This is a genomic window from Actinomyces sp. SKVG-SVH-4(1) (assembly GCF_048514265.1).
Lineage (GTDB): Bacteria > Actinomycetota > Actinomycetes > Actinomycetales > Actinomycetaceae > Actinomyces > Actinomyces oris.
The window spans coordinates 56,187-72,144 of sequence record NZ_JBGEVE010000004.1; the positions used below are offsets into that span (position 1 = coordinate 56,187).

Sequence of the window (15,958 nt, forward strand, 5' to 3'; positions counted from 1 at the left end):
CCTTTACTTCTGTGAGGTCTCGAAACCGTCTGCCCGGGGTCGTCGGGCACCCAGCGGCGCCATCAGCCGACCTGCTCGTGGGCGGCGGCCCGCACGTACTTCTTGGTGAAGTCGGCGATGACGCAGTTGCCGAAGATCTCGGAGTTGAGCAGTCCCTGGGCGTCGCGCGGGTCGTGGTGGGCGAACCAGCGCCTGCAGGTGACCCGGTGCCCCGGGGAGGAGACCACGCGCACCTCGTCGCCGGCCTGCACCGTCCCCTCGGTGAGCACCGCCAGGTAGACGCCCACCCGGTTGCGCGCCGAGAAGACCTCCACCCAGTCCGCACGGCCCACACCGCGGGCGAAGGTGGCGCACGGGTTGCGCACGCCGGTCACCCTGACCCGCAGTCCTGCGTTGCTCGGGTCGCCGATGGACAGGATCGCGCCGATCTCCACGTCGTCGATGTCGCCCTCGATGAGGAGGTTCTCCCCCAGCCGCCCCGGCTCAATACCGCCCAGGACCTCGGACCAGTGACGCTGCTCGGCGGCGCTCATGACGTAGAGGGCCTTGTCAGTGCCACCGTGGTGGGCGCGGTCCCCGTGCCTGTCGGTGACGATCCCGGTCCGGCTCACCTCAACCGGCCCGTCGACGGCGCCCTTGTGGATCGCCGAGACACCTGCCGCTCCGGCGTCGGGCCGCAGCCCCTTGACGGTGCATACCGCGCCGACGGTTCCCACCAGGTCGCCGTCGTGGAACGGTGAGGGCTCGTCCTGGTGGCGCCCGTCCGCACCGGCGTGGGGCTCACCCAGGACCCGGGCCAGCTCCCGGGTCAGGACCAGGCCGGAGCCGTCGTCGCTCAGGGCAGCATCAACCGTGGTCTGCCTGCTCGTGTCACTCATGTCCGCAGCCGTCCTTCCGTCGTCCGCCGGCGCCGTCCTGGTACTACTCGGTCCTACTCAGCCCTGCTCGATCCTGCTCGTGCCCGCCGGCTGCGCTACTTGCCCGGCTTGGCGCCGGTGGGAGTGTCCGCGCCGAGGGCCGCGATGAAGGCCTCCTGAGGCACCTCGACCCGGCCGATGGCCTTCATACGCTTCTTGCCCTCCTTCTGCTTCTCCAGCAGCTTGCGCTTACGGGTGATGTCACCGCCGTAGCACTTGGCGAGCATGTCCTTGCGCAGCGCCCGGATGGTCTCGCGGGCGATGACGCGGGTGCCGATGGCCGCCTGCACGGGGACCTCGAACTGCTGACGCGGGATGAGGTCCTTGAGACGCTTGGTCATCATGACGCCGTAGGAGTAGGCCGAGTCGCGGTGGACGATGGCGCTGAAGGCGTCCACCTTGTCCCCGTTGAGCAGGATGTCGACCTTGACCAGGTTGGCGTCCTGGGAGCCGTCCGCCTCGTAGTCCAGGGAGGCGTAGCCGCGGGTGCGCGACTTCAGGGCGTCGAAGAAGTCGAAAACGATCTCCGCCAGCGGCAGCACGTAGTGCATCTCCACGCGGGACTCGGAAAGGTAGTCCATGCCCTGCATGGTGCCGCGGCGCGACTGGCACAGCTCCATGACCGTGCCCACGAACTCGCTGGGGGTCAGGATCGTGGCCCGCACCACCGGCTCGGAGACGGAGGAGACCTTGCCCTCGGGGAACTCGCTGGGGTTGGTCACCGTGTGCGTGCTGCGGTCCTCCATCGTCACCTCGTAGACCACGGAGGGGGCGGTGGAGATGATGTCCAGGTTGAACTCGCGCTCCAGACGCTCGCGGATGATCTCCAGGTGAAGCAGGCCCAGGTAGCCGCAGCGGAAGCCGAAGCCCAGGGCCACGGAGGTCTCCGGCTCGTAGGTCAGGGCGGCGTCGTTGAGCTTGAGCTTGTCCAGGGCGTCGCGCAGAGCCGGGAAGTCCGAGCCGTCCACCGGGAACAGGCCGGAGAAGACCATGGGCTTGGGGTCCTGGTAGCCCGACAGGGGCTCGTCGGCCGGGGCCGCCGCGGAGGTGACCGTGTCACCGACCTTGGACTGGCGCACGTCCTTGACCCCGGTGATGAGGTAGCCGACCTCGCCTGCCCCCAGGCCGGCCGACGGCGTGGGCTCGGGGCTGATGACGCCGATCTCCAGCAGGTCGTGGACGGCCTTGGTGGAGAGCATCTCGATGCGCTCGCGGGGCTTGAGGGCGCCGTCGACGACGCGCACGTAGGTGACCACGCCGCGGTAGGTGTCGTAGACGGAGTCGAAGATCATGGCGCGGGCCGGGGCCTCGGGGTCGCCGTGCGGGGGTGGGACGGTCTCGACGATCCGGTCGAGCAGCTCGGGCACGCCCTGGCCGGTCTTGCCTGAGACCTTGAGGACGTCGTCGACGTCGCAGCCGATGAGGGAGGCGATCTCCTCGGCGTGCTTCTCCGGCTCGGCGGCGGGCAGGTCGATCTTGTTGAGGACCGGGATGATGGTCAGGTCCCCCTCGATGGCCATGTAGAGGTTGGCCAGGGTCTGGGCCTGGATGCCCTGGGCGGCGTCGACCAGGAGGACCGCGCCCTCGCAGGCCGCCAGGGAGCGGTTGACCTCGTAGGAGAAGTCGACGTGCCCGGGGGTGTCGATCATGTTGAGGGCGTAGGCGCGCGTGACGCCGTCGTCGCCCTCAATGGCCCAGGGCATGCGCACGGCCTGGGACTTGATGGTGATGCCGCGCTCGCGCTCGATGTCCATGCGGTCCAGGTACTGGGCCCGCATGTCGCGGGGCTGGACGACGCCGGTGGCCTGGAGCATGCGGTCGGCCAGGGTGGACTTGCCGTGGTCGATGTGCGCGATGATGCAGAAGTTGCGCAGCCGGGCCTGCTCGGTGGCGGCGGGCTGGACGCTGGTCATCTGCTCTGGTGTGGGGATCGGTGACACGGAGATCGGTTCCTGGCTCTTCCTCATATCCGGCATGGGTCTGGCCCAAGTCTCCCACGACGGCGGCCCGCCGCCCCAGCCCGCCGGGCCAACCCACAGTGTGAGGTGCGGCCACGCGCCGGTTCCCCACGCCTCCCGCGGGCGCAGGCGTCAGCACGGGCACAGGCGAGCCCGCCACCGGGCACCAGTTGACTTAGGTTAGCCTTCCTCGCATGCTGGAACGGATCCACTCCCTGCCCTATCCCTGGGTCTTCCTGTTCTTCTGGTGCCTGGCCATGATGCGTTCGCACACCATGTACTGGATCGGCCGGGGTATCACGGCGGGGACCGCGCGCACCCGGTGGGTCTCGTTGCTCGAGTCCCCCGTGTACGCCCGCGCCCAGGCGTGGTCGGCGCGCTGGGGCGTGCTGGCAGTGCCGGCGTCCTTCCTGACCGTCGGCATCCAGAGCGTCATCCAGCTCTCCGCGGGAGTGGCCCGCATGCCGCTGCGCCGCTACGTGGCGGCCACGGCCGCCGGGGCGATCGCCTGGGCCGCCGTCTACACGACCATCGGCATGGCGATCCTGACGGCCTGGCTGACCGGACCGACGGGGCGTCTCATCTGCCTCCTGATGCTCACGGCCCTGGCGCTTGTCGTGGTCATTCGCCGCAGTCGGGTCATGCGAGCAGGCCGGGGCGGCCCGCGCCGCGAGCGCGTCTGACCCGGGCAGCTCTGGCATCTCTGTCCGCACAGCCCGCTGGGGAGGCCTCCCCACACTCACGGGTGAGCCTGTTCCGCAGTCTCATGCCAGAATCGTCGCATTCGGGGTTCCTGTGCACTCCCTGTCCCGAGACGTCCTTACCGAAAGCCTCCCCACCATGACCCTCAGCAGAAAACGCGTCCTGCTCATCGTCGTCGCCTCCGTCGCGACAGTCTGTCTCATCGCCGTCGGCCTGGTTCGCGCCGGAGTCCTCGGCGGACACAAGGCCACCGCCGCGGCATCGGCCTCGGCCCACGGCAACGCGGCGAAGGTCACCGAGCCCAGTGACCGCTTCATCATCTCTTACGCCGAGAACTCGGCGGCGGGCAAGGTCATCGCCTCCGCGAAGGCCTACGGCGAGAACGTCCTCAACTCCCTGCCCGCCAAGGACAAGGAGGCGCTGACCGCCGCCGCGGGAAAGTTCTCGGTCAAGCTGGAGAGCGTGACCGCTCACGCCATGAGCACAGCGGCCGTGAAGCTGAGTGGTAAGCTCACCGTGGATCAGGTCAAGGAGTTCATCTCCACGCTCGAGGCCGCTGACGGCATCGAGGCCGTCGAACCCGATATTCACGTCACCGCCCTGGGCGACACCTCCGCCCAGGACCGCAATGTCCCCAACGACCCCTACTTCTCCAAACAGTGGGACATGACCTCGGGCTCCTACGGAATCAACGCCACCAACGCCTGGTCGCAGTCCACCGGCAAGGGCGTCACGGTCGCCGTCATCGACTCCGGCATCCTGACCGACCACCCAGACCTCAAGGGCCAGCTCCTGCCGGGCTACGACTTCATCTCCGACGCCGAGAGCGCCCGTGACAACGACGGCTACGACGCCGATCCCTCCGACGAGGGGGACTGGTCCGAACCGGGTGAGTGCCCCGCCTATGACGGCGGCAGCAAGCACCGGGACAAGGGCCAGCAGTCGACCTGGCACGGTTCCCATGTAGCCGGCACCATCGCCGCGCGCACGAACAACGGCGATGGTGTCGCGGGTGTCGCCCCGGACGCCAAGATCGTGCCCATCCGCTTCCTGGGCCGCTGCGGCTCCGACGGCGCCAACCTCGTCGACGCCATCACCTGGGCCTCCGGTGGCAAGGTCAACGGCGTACCGGTCAACAAGAACCGTGCCCAGGTCATCAATATGAGCCTGGGCGGCCCTGGCGCGTGCACACGCTTCCTGCAGAAGACAATCGATTCCGCTGTCGCACGCGGCTCCATCATCGTCGCCGCCGCCGGCAACAGTGATGAGGACGCCGGTAACGTCAATCCTGCCAGCTGCGAGAACGTCATCACCGTCGGTGCCACCACGAGCACCGGGACCCGCTCGTCCTTCTCGAACTACGGTGACACCGTCGAGATCTCCGCCCCCGGTGGAGAGGCCAGCAAGACCAGCCCCGAGATCCTGTCCACGACCGACGAGTCGCCGACAGCCCCACAGGCCCCCGCTTACTCCTTCATGATAGGCACCAGTCAGGCGGCTCCCCACGTCTCCGGGACCATCGCGCTGATGCTGGCCGCCAACCCCGATCTGAAGACCGCGGAGGTCGTCAGCATCCTGCAGAACACGGCCACCCCCATGGCCAAGTGCGACCGAAAGTCCTGCGGCGCCGGCATCGTCAACGCAGCCTCCGCCGTCGCCGAGGCGGGCAGCAAGAGCGCCAAACCCAGCAGCAAGCCCAGCGCCAAGCCCAGTGCCACCTCCGGTAGAAGAACCCTCCGCCTGGGCAACTGACGCGGACGAGCACCTGAGCCGCACCGATGCCTGTGCACGCCACACGACCGGTGCGGGCAGGCGTCTCATCTCCGGCCGACGATTTGGTCACGTCATCACATCGTTCTACCCTCGGTGCCATGACAGCGTTCCGTGACCGCCAGTGGTGGTGGCTCCCCTCGAGGCGAGCCGCCATCATCCTGACGCGTTAGGACCTTCCGGCTCGCTCACCGCGGGCCCGCCCGACGCATGAGTGAGAGGCCCGCCTGAACCCCGATCTCAGGAAAGAGGCCCCATGTCACCCACCGTGCCCGACTCCGTGCCAGACACTGCCCCCGAGGCCGCACCGTCAGCCGCCTCGCCCACCGTCTCACCCACTGTGCTGACGCGCTCAGTGCGCTACCACGCCGACGGCGGCGCCCTGCTGGAGCAGCTGACTTGCTCCGGTCTGCTGCGCACCACTACGGGCCCGGCCGCGCAGGGCGGCCCCGTGCGGCCAGTGGACTGCGTTCTGCTGGAGAGCGCCGACATCACCACCAAGGCCTCCCGTACCACGGTCGCCGTCCTGGAGGCCTCGGCCAGGCTGACGTGCTGGGGCGGGACCGTGATGGCTGAGGCGCTGGACGCCGTCGACGGAGGGGGCCCCGGGGCCGATGGTCTGGCGGCTCTGGCTCGTCTTGAGGAGGGGCTGGCCGAGCACGTCACCGACCGCCGCCCCGGCCGGCTGGCTCTGAGCCTGCCCACGATCTGCGACGACGACCCGACCGTCGAGGAGCGCGAGCGGCTCACCGCCCTGTCCACGATCGAGCCGCTGCGCCTCCTGGCCCGGGCAGAGGTCGACCACCCCCACCTGCCACTGGAGGCGGGGGCCTTCGCCTTCGACTACCTGTCCACCTTCGAGTCCCTGCCCGAGGTGGACCAGGGCGCCAACACCTGCCCCGACTACCTCTTCTACGACGCCCGCATCATCCTGGTCGTCGACCACCCCACCCAGGAGGCGACCCTCGTGGGGGCCTCGGTCGACGCCGCCGACCTGGAGCGGCGCATGGAGGCGTTGGCCACCGCCATCGACGGGATCGACGACCCAGCCGCCAGCGCCGACGCAGCTGCCGACACAGCCATTGAGGCACCGGCCGGTGGCCCCGACTCCCCCGTCCTGCACGCGGTGCCCACCGTCTCCGACGCCGACTTCGAGGCGGTCGTGGAGGAGATGCGCGGATACATCGCCGACGGCGACGTCTACCAGGTGGTGCCCTCGCGCGGCTTCACCATTGACTGCCCCGATGCGCTGGCCGCCTACCACGTGCTGCGCCACGCCAACCCCAGCCCCTACATGTTCTACCTGGCCACCCCGGACTTCGAGCTCTTCGGCGCCTCCCCGGAGTCGGCACTGCTGTACTCGGTGCGCAGCGGCCGGGTCGCCATCCGCCCCATCGCCGGGACCCGGCCGCGCGGGCTGCACCCCGACGGCTCGGTGGATCACGAGCGAGACACCCGCCTGGAGCTGGAGCTGCGCACCGATGCCAAGGAGGTCGCCGAGCACGTCATGCTCGTGGACCTGGCTCGTAACGACGTCGCCCGGGTCAGCCGTCCGGGCACCCGCAGTGTGCAGGACCTGCTGCGCGTGGACCGCTACAGCCGAGTGATGCACCTGGTCTCGGAGGTCTCCGGCGAGCTGGCCGAGGACCTCGACGCCCTGGACGCCTTCCGCGCCTCCATGACGATGGGCACCCTCACCGGGGCCCCCAAGCTGCGGGCCGCCGAGCTCATCCGCCAGGCCGAAGGAGTGCGTCGCGGCTCTTACGGCGGCTCGGTGGGGTACATCCGCGGTGACGGGGAGCTGGACACCTGCATCGTCATCCGCTCCGGCTTCGTGTCCGCCGGCACCGCCCTGGTCCAGGCCGGGGCCGGTGTCGTGGCGGCCTCCTCCCCGGCCGCCGAGGCAGCCGAGACCGTCCACAAGGCCCGCGCCGTCCTGGAGGCGGTCGCCGCCGCGCAGGGCGCCGCCCTCGTCATCGACCAAACCGGCAACCAGGCTGGCAACCAGACCGGAGAGGATGCCTGACCCATGCCCTTCACCAGCAGCCAGAGCACCGCACAGGCCGCCGGGAGTCGTGCCGAGGCACCGGCACCGGCTCGAGTGGTTCTGCTCGACAACCGCGACTCCTTCGTCTACAACCTCGTCGACCAGTTCGCGACCCTCGGCTCCCAGATCGAGGTCTACCGCAACAACGTGCCGGCCTCCCGGGTGCTCGCCGCCCTGGAGCCCACCGAGGCCGAGCGCCAGGCAGGGCGGCGCCCGGTCCTGTGCCTGTCCCCCGGGCCGGGCTACCCGGCGACGTCGGGCTGCCTCATGGAGCTCATCGCCACCGCCCTGGACGAGGCGATCCCCACGCTGGGCATCTGCCTGGGGTTCCAGGCCCTGGTCGAGGCCTGCGGCGGGCGGGTCGCCCCGGTCGGCCCGGTCCACGGCCGCTCCGACCGCCTCGAGGTCACTGAGGCGGGACGCGCGGACGAGGCCTTCGCGGTCCTCGACGGCGGTCCGCTGGATGTGGCCCGCTACCACTCCCTGGGCACGCGCACACTTCCTGAGGCACTTGTCAGCCTTGCCCGGACTACCCAGACGGACGAGGACCCAAGCGGTGGCATCGTCATGGCGGCCAGGCACCGGTCGCTGCCCGCGGTCGGGCTGCAGTTCCACCCCGAGTCGATCCTCACCCCGCAGGGCCCGGCCCTGCTCAAGGCCGTCACCGCCGGCCTGGCCCGAACCCCCTGAGCCACACCTGCGCCCCGTCGGCCCGCACATACCGACGTCGGAGCCGCCGTTCGGGCAGAATCACCCCCGGGCGCTCGACCAGCCTCAACCACCTGCGAAGGAGCTACAGACCGATGAGTCAGACCAACAGCGCGGCCCCGGCCGCTGCGCAGGCCGCGCCTGCCGCCACGGCGCAGGAGGCGCACGAGCTGCTGCGAGAGGTGGTGCAGGGACGGCGCCTGAGCCGCGAGCAGGCCTCCGCGGTCTTCGCGGCCCTGGGTGCCGGCGAGCTGTCCGAGGTGGAGACGGCGGCGCTGCTGGCGGCGCTGCACGCCCGCGGTGAGGAGCCCCAGGAGGTCGCCGGGGCCGCGAGCGCCTTCCGCCAGGTGGCCCGGGACTTCCCGTCGGTGTCCTTTCCGCTGGTGGACGTCGTGGGCACCGGGGGCGACGGCGTGGGCACGATCAACATCTCCACGGGGGCGGGCCTGGTGGCCGCCTCAATGGGGGTCGCAGTGGCCAAGCACGGCAACCGGGCCGTGTCCTCCAGGACGGGGGCGGCCGATGTCATCGCCGAGCTGGGGCTGCCGCTGGACGTGGAGCCGGCCACGGCGGTCGAGCTGTTGGCCCGTGACCACTTCACCTTCCTGTTCGCCCAGGCCTACCACCCGGCGATGCGGCACGTGGCCCCGGTGCGCAAGGCGCTGGCCACGCCCACGATCTTCAATGTCCTGGGGCCGTTGGTGAACCCGGCCCACCTGACCTTCCAGCTCATGGGCGTGTGGGACCCGGGCATGCTGGACATGATCGCTGAGGCCATGGTCCAGCTGGGGCGCGAGCGCGCGCTCGTGGTCCACGGCTCGGGCCTGGACGAGATCGCCGTCCACGGGCCGACCCTCGTGCGTGAGGCGACGCCCGACGGGGTGCGGGCCTACGAGGTCACGCCTGCGGATCTGGGGGTGCCCGCCTACGAGCTGGCCGACCTGCTGGGCGGGGAGCCGGCCGACAACGCCCGCCTGCTGCGCGAGGCCGTCTCGGGTGAGGGACGGCCCGCCCACCGCGACGCGATCGCTGTCAATGCCGGTGCCCTGCTGTACCTCACCGGCCGGGCCGACAGCCTCGCCGACGGCTCTGCGGCGGCCCTGGAGCAGATCCTTTCCGGTGGCGTGGCCCGCCACCTGGAGTCCATGACCAAAGCCAGTGACCTCGCCACTGAGACGGCCTGAGGAGAAGCCGTGACCACCCCCGACACCGCCCCCGTCCCCGCCGCGTCACCCGATGGCGCAGGCCCTGGCGAGCGCACCCACCGTGAGCCGGTCGAGGCGCGCCTCATCGCCACGGGCACCGTCCTGGACTCCATCGTCCAGGCGCGCCGCGAGCGCATTGATGAGCTGCGCGCCCGTTTCGGGCACCTGAGAGCTGAGGACCTGGAGCGCTCGCAGCGCTCCTTCGCGGCCGCCCTGCGCACCCGTAGCGGCCAGGGCCGTAGCCCGCAGCCTGCTCTCATCATGGAGTGCAAGGCGGCCTCGCCCTCGCGCGGCACCATCCGCTCCGACTACGACCCGGCTTCGCTGGCCGCCCAGTACGCGCCCTACGCGGCCGCGGTCTCGGTGCTCACCGAGCCCGATCGTTTCAACGGCTCCTTCGACGACCTGGCGGCTGTGCGCGAGGTGGTGGATGTGCCCGTCCTGTGCAAGGACTTCATCGTCGATGAGGTCCAGGTGCTGGCGGCTCGCAGCCTGGGGGCGGACGCGGTCCTGCTCATGCTCTCGGTGGTGCCCGACGACGTCTACCGCGAGCTGGCCGAGCTGGCCCACAGCCTGGGCATGGAGGTGCTCACGGAGGTCTCCACGCCTCAGGAGATGCATCGTGCCTCGGCCCTGGGGGCGGAGGTCATCGGCATCAACAACCGTGACCTGCGCACCTTGGAGACGGATCTGGCGCGCACCGAGGAGATGGCTCCCCTGGCCCCGGCCGGGGTGGTGCTTGTGGGTGAGTCGGGGGTCGGTGCTGCCGAGGACGTGCGGCGCCTGTCGGGCCTGGTGGACGCCCTCCTGGTGGGCTCGTCCCTGTCCGGGGCCCCGGATCCGGCCGAGGCCGCTCGTCAGCTGGCCACCGCGGTACCGCTGCCTCAGGGTGAGGGCGCGTCGTCGTCGGCCCTGGACCGGGACGGCCAGGAGACGGGGCACCACCCGCGCCTGCCGGCCTTCTTCGGACCCTACGGGGGCCAGTTCGTGCCCGAGCTGCTCATCCCGGCGCTGGACCAGCTCGAGGACGCCTTCATCGACGCCCAGGCCGATCCGGCCTTCGCCGCCGAGCTGGAGACGCTCATGACCCGTTACCTGGGGCGTCCCACGGCGGTCACCGAGCTGCGCAACCTGCCACTGGAGGGCAACGCCCGCATCCTGCTCAAGCGCGAGGACCTGGTCCATGGTGGCGCCCACAAGGGCAACCAGGTTCTGGGGCAGGCCCTCCTGGCCAAGCGGATGGGTAAGCGGCGCATCATCGCCGAGACCGGCGCGGGCCAGCACGGGACGGCCACCGCCATGGTCTGCGCTCTGCTGGGCCTGGACTGCACCATCTACATGGGGGCCACCGACGTCGTGCGTCAGGCGCCCAATGTCGAGCGCATGGAGCTCATGGGCGCCACGGTGGTCCCGGTGGACAGTGGTGCGGGCACGCTCAAGGACGCCGTCAACGAGGCGCTGCGCGACTGGACGGCCTCCTTCGCCGACACCCACTACCTGCTGGGCACGGCGGCCGGGCCTCACCCCTTCCCCACGATCGTGCGTGAGTACCACCGGGTCATCTCCCGGGAGGCCCGCGCCCAGGTCCTGGGCCTGACGGGGCGGCTGCCGGACTCGGTCATCGCCTGCGTGGGCGGCGGCTCGAACGCGATCGGCATGTTCGCCGAGTTCATCGATGACCCCGGGGTCGAGCTCATCGGGGTTGAGCCGGCCGGTGAGGGCCTGGACACCTCCCGCCACGGCGCCCCCATCAACAAGGGGCTGGTGGGGATCCTCCACGGGGCGCGCAGCTACCTCATGCGCACCTCGGAGGGGCAGGTCGAGGAGTCCTTCTCGGTCTCGGCGGGCCTGGACTACCCGGGCGTGGGGCCCGAGCACGCCTGGCTGTCGGACACCGGCCGGGCCCGCTACGTGGGCATCAGTGACGACGAGGCGATCGAGGCATTCCGCCTGCTGTCGCGCCACGAGGGGATCATCCCCGCGGTGGAGTCGGCCCACGCGCTGGCTCAGGCCCTGGCCATGGCCCGCCAGGCGCCCGACGGCGAGGAGCCCCCGATCCTACTGGTGTGCCTGTCGGGCCGTGGGGACAAGGATCTCGACCAGGTGCAGGCGAGGCTGGGCGGCTCCTTCTCCACTGACGGCGCCGTGGCCAGGGCCTCGCGCATGGTGGAGCAGATGGGCAAGCGCACCGAGTACGCGGGTCTGAACGCCGCCAGGGGCACCAGCCCGGACGCCGGCCCGGATGAGGAGTTCTGAGATGAGTCGTTATCCCGCGATGTTCGCCGCCCTCAAGGAGCGCGGCGAGGGCGCTTTCGTCCCCTTCGTCATGGTCGGCGACCCCGACCCGGACACCAGCGAGGCCGTCATCGAGGCGCTCATCGCCGGTGGGGCCGACGCCCTCGAGCTCGGCGTGCCCTTCACCGACCCGGTCGCCGACGGCCCCACGATCCAGAAGGCCCATGTGCGGGCCCTGGCCGCGGGTGTGGGTTTCCAGGACTGCCTGGAGGTGGTTCGGCGGGTGCGCCGGCGCCACCCGCGGCTGCCCATCGGCATGCTCATCTACGGCAACGTGCCCTTCGCCATGGGCCTGGAGCGCTTCTACTCCGAGTGCGCGCAGGCCGGCATCGACTCGGTGCTGCTGCCCGACGTCCCGATCCGCGAGTCGGCCCCCTTCAGCCGGGCCGCCGAGGAGGCCGGTGTCGACGCCGTCTACATCGCCCCGCCGTCGGCCGCGGCCGAGACTCTGGACGCAGTGGCGGCGGCCTCACGCGGTTACGTCTACGCCGTCTCCCGGGTGGGGGTGACCGGCACCGAGCGGGCCTCCTCCACCGTGGGGCTGGCCGAGTCGGTGGAGCGCCTACGCGCCGACGCCGCCGCACCAGTGATGCTGGGCTTCGGCATCTCCACGCCCGAGCAGGTCGCCGAGGCCATCGCAGCCGGTGCCGACGGCGCCATCAGTGGATCGGCCACGGTCAAGATCGTGGAGCGCTACGCCCCCGAGATCATGGCGGCCGCCAGCGGCAACAACGGCGCAGGCGGTAACGAGGAGCGTCGTCACTACGCGCTCGGAGCGCTGCGCAGTGACCTGGTCACCTTCACCGCCACGATGAAGGAGGCCACGCGCCCGCACTGACGGGCGAAGTCTGGCAGACGAACCGCGAAGAGCCACGACAAAGGTCGGTTGCGCCGAAAGCTGGGCGCAACCGACCTTTGTCTATTCCTTTCGTGAAGGCAGGGAAAGTGCGGCAGAAGAAGCACTTCGCCATTTCCATAGCACTGTGTTCAGAGATATATTAAAGGACCGGTCGGCGTCCCTTCCGATTCATTTCAGTGAAAGGCATGCTCATGCACGTCCCATCTCTCCCATCCACTCGTCCGTGGCGGCGTCTCCTGGGTGTCGCCACGGCTCTTCCCCTGCTCACCATCGGCGCCGTCGCCTCTCCGGTGAGCGCAGCCGTCCCAACCGCCACCCCGAGCCCAGGAATCACCGTGGAGGGGCACTATCATCCCGCCGGCGCCGGCTGCCACGGCTCCGACAGTGCCGAGGGCTGCCTGAGCTGGGGTGTCCGAGTCCCCTCGACCGTCGCCCCGAACTCATCGACCACCGTCACCATTGAGGCCGACTCCGTGCCGGGTCAGTGGACCTGGTCCTGCCCCTCTCCGGACGGCGACAGGGTGGCCGGGACCAGTGCCTTCTACATTGACAGAGGCAAGGACGAGCCCGTATCGAAGCTGGCCGACTCCGGCCTGGGTTTCTTCGACCACCTGTACTACAACCATCACGGGGACAGCGCCGGCTCGGTCACAGCCGCTTCCTGCACTCCTGAGCACCTGAGCCTGACCTACGAGGTCGACTTCGACACCGCCCGGGACCAGAGCTCCTATCTCGACCTGGACCTGGGGACCACAGTCGTGGCTCCCGGCGCGGACGCGCGCAGCTACACCTTCAGCCCGAAGATCACGACCTCCACGGGCAGCCTGGTTCTCACGCCCACCGCGACAGCCAAGAAGCCGGCTGCCAGCGAGGCTCACGCCACCGTGTCCACCCAGGAGGTCGCGGTCGACGGCGCCGCCAAGGACACCTCCCGCTTCACCATGACGGCGCGGAACGACTCCACCACACCCCTGTCCAACTTCACCATCTCCGCCGGCAGATCCAGAGGACAGGCACAGGTGGGCACCCTGACCTGCGACCTGACCTCCTTCGGAGGCAAGGTCGTCTCCGCCACCGGACCGGCCGAGAACCTCACGGTCTCCAGCGGAGCGGCGAAGGTCCCTCAGGGCAAGGAGATCACCTGCCAGGTCGACCTGACCGGCGTCACGGGACGCAACACGGTCAAGGCCGCACTGACCACCGGCAAGCAGACCTTCTCCAGTGACTTCACCAAGGATCGCCCCATCAGCGAGGTGAAGGTCGAGCCCACTGATCGCGGAGTTGAGGCCGCCCCCACCGGCACCTACGAGGTCGAGGTCGGCTACTCCGTCACCTTCACCAACACTACCGACGCCGACGGCCACACCTCCAATATCGTCCTGCACCCCCCGATCCCGGCCGGCTTCAGCTTCATGTACGTGTTGGACAGTGGCGTCCCATGGTGGATCAGTATGGACGACTACGCGCTCCAGCCCGATGGCTCCATACCCCTGTCCACGAGCGACACCCTGTACGCCCACTCCTCGACCACGATGACCTTCACCGCCTTCTACGAGGTCAAGGCCGAGGCGGTCACCGAGGACACGTGGAAGTCCCTGGGCACCTGCGACCCCAAGGACCCCTCCAAGGGACTGACCACCCAGATCGACGTCGTCGGCAGCGACGGGGTTGAGCCCGGCACCTACTCGGCCTGCACCGTCGTGACGCGCACGAAGAACTGAGCACGAGCTCAGGTCGATCAGCCCGGCTGGTTGAAGGTCGGATAGGTGAGTATTTCACCTATCCGACCTTCATATGGCTGTCTCCCGCAACGGAAATCCCATTCAGTAAGAAGCAGTCCGTTGAAGACGCAATTCGTTCCTTACTCCATTCACCTCACTTCACCTCACTGAAAGGCGCGCTCATGCACTTCCCATCCTCCCCACCCTCTCTTCCCTGGCGGCGCCTCCTGCGCATCGCCCTGGCTCTTCCCCTGCTCGCCGCCGCAGCCGTCGCCGCCCCGGCGTCCGCTGATACCGACATCACCGTGGAGGGGCTGTATCACACAGCCGGTGCAGGCTGCCATGGCTCCGACAATGCCGAGGGCTGCCTGAGCTGGAAGGTCCGCATCCCATCAGCCATCGCCCCGAAGAGCGCCACGGACGTCACCATTGAGGCCGACTCCGTGCCGGGCCAGTGGACCTGGACCTGCCCCTCCCAGAACGGTGACGAAGTGGCCGGGACGAGCTCCTTCTACATCGACAATGGCGACGGTGAGCCCCCGGCCTTGATCGTGGACTCCGAGCTGAGCTCCATCTCTGAGCTGTACAACCCCCTGCTGGGTGAGCCCATCGGCTCGGTCAAAGCCGTTTCCTGCACTCCTGAGCACCTGAAGCTGACCTATGAGATCAACTTCTACCTCCAATGGGACAAGAGCAGCTACCTCGACCTGGATCTGGGGACCACGGTGGCGGCTCCCGGTGCGGACGCGCGCAGCTACCGTTTCACCCCTACCGTCGAGGTCTCCACGCGCAACGCGATTCTTCAGCCCACCGTCACGGCGAACAAGCCCGCTGCCAGCGAGGCTCACGCCACCGTGTCCACCCAGGACGTCAGGGTCGACGGCGCCGCCAAGGACGCCTCCCGCTTCACCATGACGGCACGGAACGACTCCACCACCCCGCTGTCTCACTTCACCATCTCCGCCGGCAGGTCCAAGGGGCAGGCACAGGTGGGCGCCCTGACCTGCGACCTGACCGCCTTCGGAGGCAAGGTCGTCTCGGCCACCGGACCGGCTGAGAGTCTCAGCGTCTCCAGCGGAACGGCGAAGGTCCCCCAGGGCAAGGACGTCACCTGCCAGGTGGACCTGACCGGCGTCGTGGGACGCAACCGGGTCAAGGCCTCACTGACCACCGGCAACCAGACCTTCTCCAGCGACTACGTCAACCACCGGCCGGTGATTGAGGTGGAGACTCATCCCACGGATCTCCTGGTCGAGGCCGAGCCCACCGGCACCTACGAGGTCGAGGTCGGCTACACCGTCACCTTCACCAACACCACCGACGCCAACGGATCCAGCTCCGATATCGTCCTGCGGCCCGGGATTCCGGCCGGCTTCACCCTCAAGAGCGTGACAGGTACCGGCACCCCGTGGTGGGTCGGCCCGGACAGCTATGCCCTTCAGGACGACGGCTCCTTGTCCTTGCGCACCGGTGACTCCCTGAACGCCCACTCGTCAACCACGATGACCTTCACCAGCACCTACCAGGTCAACGCCGAGGCGGTCACCGCGGAGACCTGGAAGTCCCTGGGCACCTGCGACCCCCAGGACCCCTCCCGGGGGCTGACCATGCAGATCGACGTCGCCGGCAGCTACGGCGGCACCGAAGCGGGGAGCCAGACAATCTGCACCCCTGTGACGCGCTCCGGGAACTAGTACCTCTCCGACGCGATTCTCCGGGCGCACCGCACCGTCACCCCATTCGCCGGCGCCACCGGTGGTCCCCCTGCTTCGAGGC

11 protein-coding genes are annotated in these 15,958 nt (G+C 69.5%); 9 read left to right on the top strand and 2 right to left on the bottom strand.

All coding sequences use genetic code 11. The annotated features are described in order from the left end of the window. Nucleotides 1–62: 62 nt before the first annotated feature. Nucleotides 63–878 carry an MOSC domain-containing protein gene (locus AB7V09_RS04895; RefSeq protein ID WP_101558324.1) on the bottom strand — a complete coding sequence of 272 codons (816 nt, stop codon included), beginning with the start codon at nucleotides 876–878 and terminating at the stop codon, nucleotides 63–65. A gap of 95 nt (nucleotides 879–973) precedes the next feature. Then, nucleotides 974–2,857, bottom strand: coding sequence for a translation elongation factor 4 (gene lepA, locus AB7V09_RS04900; RefSeq protein ID WP_004565118.1), 1,884 nt, complete (start codon nucleotides 2,855–2,857; stop codon nucleotides 974–976). Between the two features lie 212 nt (nucleotides 2,858–3,069). Here lepA and AB7V09_RS04905 point away from each other — a divergent pair, with 212 nt between their 5' ends. From AB7V09_RS04905 to AB7V09_RS04945, 9 genes are all read left to right on the top strand, one after another. After that, nucleotides 3,070–3,558 carry a DedA family protein gene (locus AB7V09_RS04905; protein ID WP_419143092.1) on the top strand — a complete coding sequence of 163 codons (489 nt, stop codon included), beginning with the start codon at nucleotides 3,070–3,072 and terminating at the stop codon, nucleotides 3,556–3,558. A gap of 157 nt (nucleotides 3,559–3,715) precedes the next feature. Beyond that, nucleotides 3,716–5,329: a S8 family peptidase gene (locus tag AB7V09_RS04910; RefSeq protein ID WP_419143093.1), complete on the top strand. Its 1,614-nt coding sequence runs from the start codon at nucleotides 3,716–3,718 to the stop codon at nucleotides 5,327–5,329. 274 nt (nucleotides 5,330–5,603) lie between these two features. Then, nucleotides 5,604–7,373, top strand: a complete 1,770-nt coding sequence (locus AB7V09_RS04915; RefSeq protein ID WP_419143094.1) for an anthranilate synthase component 1 — start codon at nucleotides 5,604–5,606, stop codon at nucleotides 7,371–7,373. Between the two features lie 3 nt (nucleotides 7,374–7,376). Further along, nucleotides 7,377–8,084: an anthranilate synthase component II gene (locus tag AB7V09_RS04920; RefSeq protein WP_419143095.1), complete on the top strand. Its 708-nt coding sequence runs from the start codon at nucleotides 7,377–7,379 to the stop codon at nucleotides 8,082–8,084. A gap of 113 nt (nucleotides 8,085–8,197) precedes the next feature. Further along, nucleotides 8,198–9,286 (top strand): anthranilate phosphoribosyltransferase, encoded by a 1,089-nt coding sequence (gene trpD / locus AB7V09_RS04925; RefSeq protein ID WP_419143096.1) that lies wholly within the window; start codon nucleotides 8,198–8,200, stop codon nucleotides 9,284–9,286. A 9-nt stretch (nucleotides 9,287–9,295) separates the two neighbouring features. Beyond that, nucleotides 9,296–11,563: a tryptophan synthase subunit beta gene (trpB, locus tag AB7V09_RS04930; RefSeq protein WP_419143097.1), complete on the top strand. Its 2,268-nt coding sequence runs from the start codon at nucleotides 9,296–9,298 to the stop codon at nucleotides 11,561–11,563. Between the two features lies 1 nt (nucleotide 11,564). Continuing rightward, nucleotides 11,565–12,440 carry a tryptophan synthase subunit alpha gene (trpA, locus tag AB7V09_RS04935; protein ID WP_419143098.1) on the top strand — a complete coding sequence of 292 codons (876 nt, stop codon included), beginning with the start codon at nucleotides 11,565–11,567 and terminating at the stop codon, nucleotides 12,438–12,440. 206 nt (nucleotides 12,441–12,646) lie between these two features. Next, nucleotides 12,647–14,182: a hypothetical protein gene (locus tag AB7V09_RS04940; protein WP_419143099.1), complete on the top strand. Its 1,536-nt coding sequence runs from the start codon at nucleotides 12,647–12,649 to the stop codon at nucleotides 14,180–14,182. A 182-nt stretch (nucleotides 14,183–14,364) separates the two neighbouring features. Next, nucleotides 14,365–15,876 (top strand): hypothetical protein, encoded by a 1,512-nt coding sequence (locus tag AB7V09_RS04945; RefSeq protein WP_419143100.1) that lies wholly within the window; start codon nucleotides 14,365–14,367, stop codon nucleotides 15,874–15,876. Nucleotides 15,877–15,958: the final 82 nt, after the last annotated feature.

What these genes read in the sequence shown, in the direction of transcription:
- AB7V09_RS04920 (WP_419143095.1), top strand. Translation starts at nt 7,377, where the DNA reads ATGCCCTTCACCAGCAGCCAGAGCACCGCACAGGCCGCCGGGAGTCGT.
- AB7V09_RS04910 (WP_419143093.1), top strand. Translation starts at nt 3,716, where the DNA reads ATGACCCTCAGCAGAAAACGCGTCCTGCTCATCGTCGTCGCCTCCGTC.
- trpD (WP_419143096.1), top strand. Translation starts at nt 8,198, where the DNA reads ATGAGTCAGACCAACAGCGCGGCCCCGGCCGCTGCGCAGGCCGCGCCT.
- AB7V09_RS04895 (WP_101558324.1), bottom strand. Translation starts at nt 878, where the DNA reads ATGAGTGACACGAGCAGGCAGACCACGGTTGATGCTGCCCTGAGCGAC.
- AB7V09_RS04915 (WP_419143094.1), top strand. Translation starts at nt 5,604, where the DNA reads ATGTCACCCACCGTGCCCGACTCCGTGCCAGACACTGCCCCCGAGGCC.
- AB7V09_RS04940 (WP_419143099.1), top strand. Translation starts at nt 12,647, where the DNA reads ATGCTCATGCACGTCCCATCTCTCCCATCCACTCGTCCGTGGCGGCGT.
- AB7V09_RS04945 (WP_419143100.1), top strand. Translation starts at nt 14,365, where the DNA reads ATGCACTTCCCATCCTCCCCACCCTCTCTTCCCTGGCGGCGCCTCCTG.
- AB7V09_RS04905 (WP_419143092.1), top strand. Translation starts at nt 3,070, where the DNA reads ATGCTGGAACGGATCCACTCCCTGCCCTATCCCTGGGTCTTCCTGTTC.
- trpA (WP_419143098.1), top strand. Translation starts at nt 11,565, where the DNA reads ATGAGTCGTTATCCCGCGATGTTCGCCGCCCTCAAGGAGCGCGGCGAG.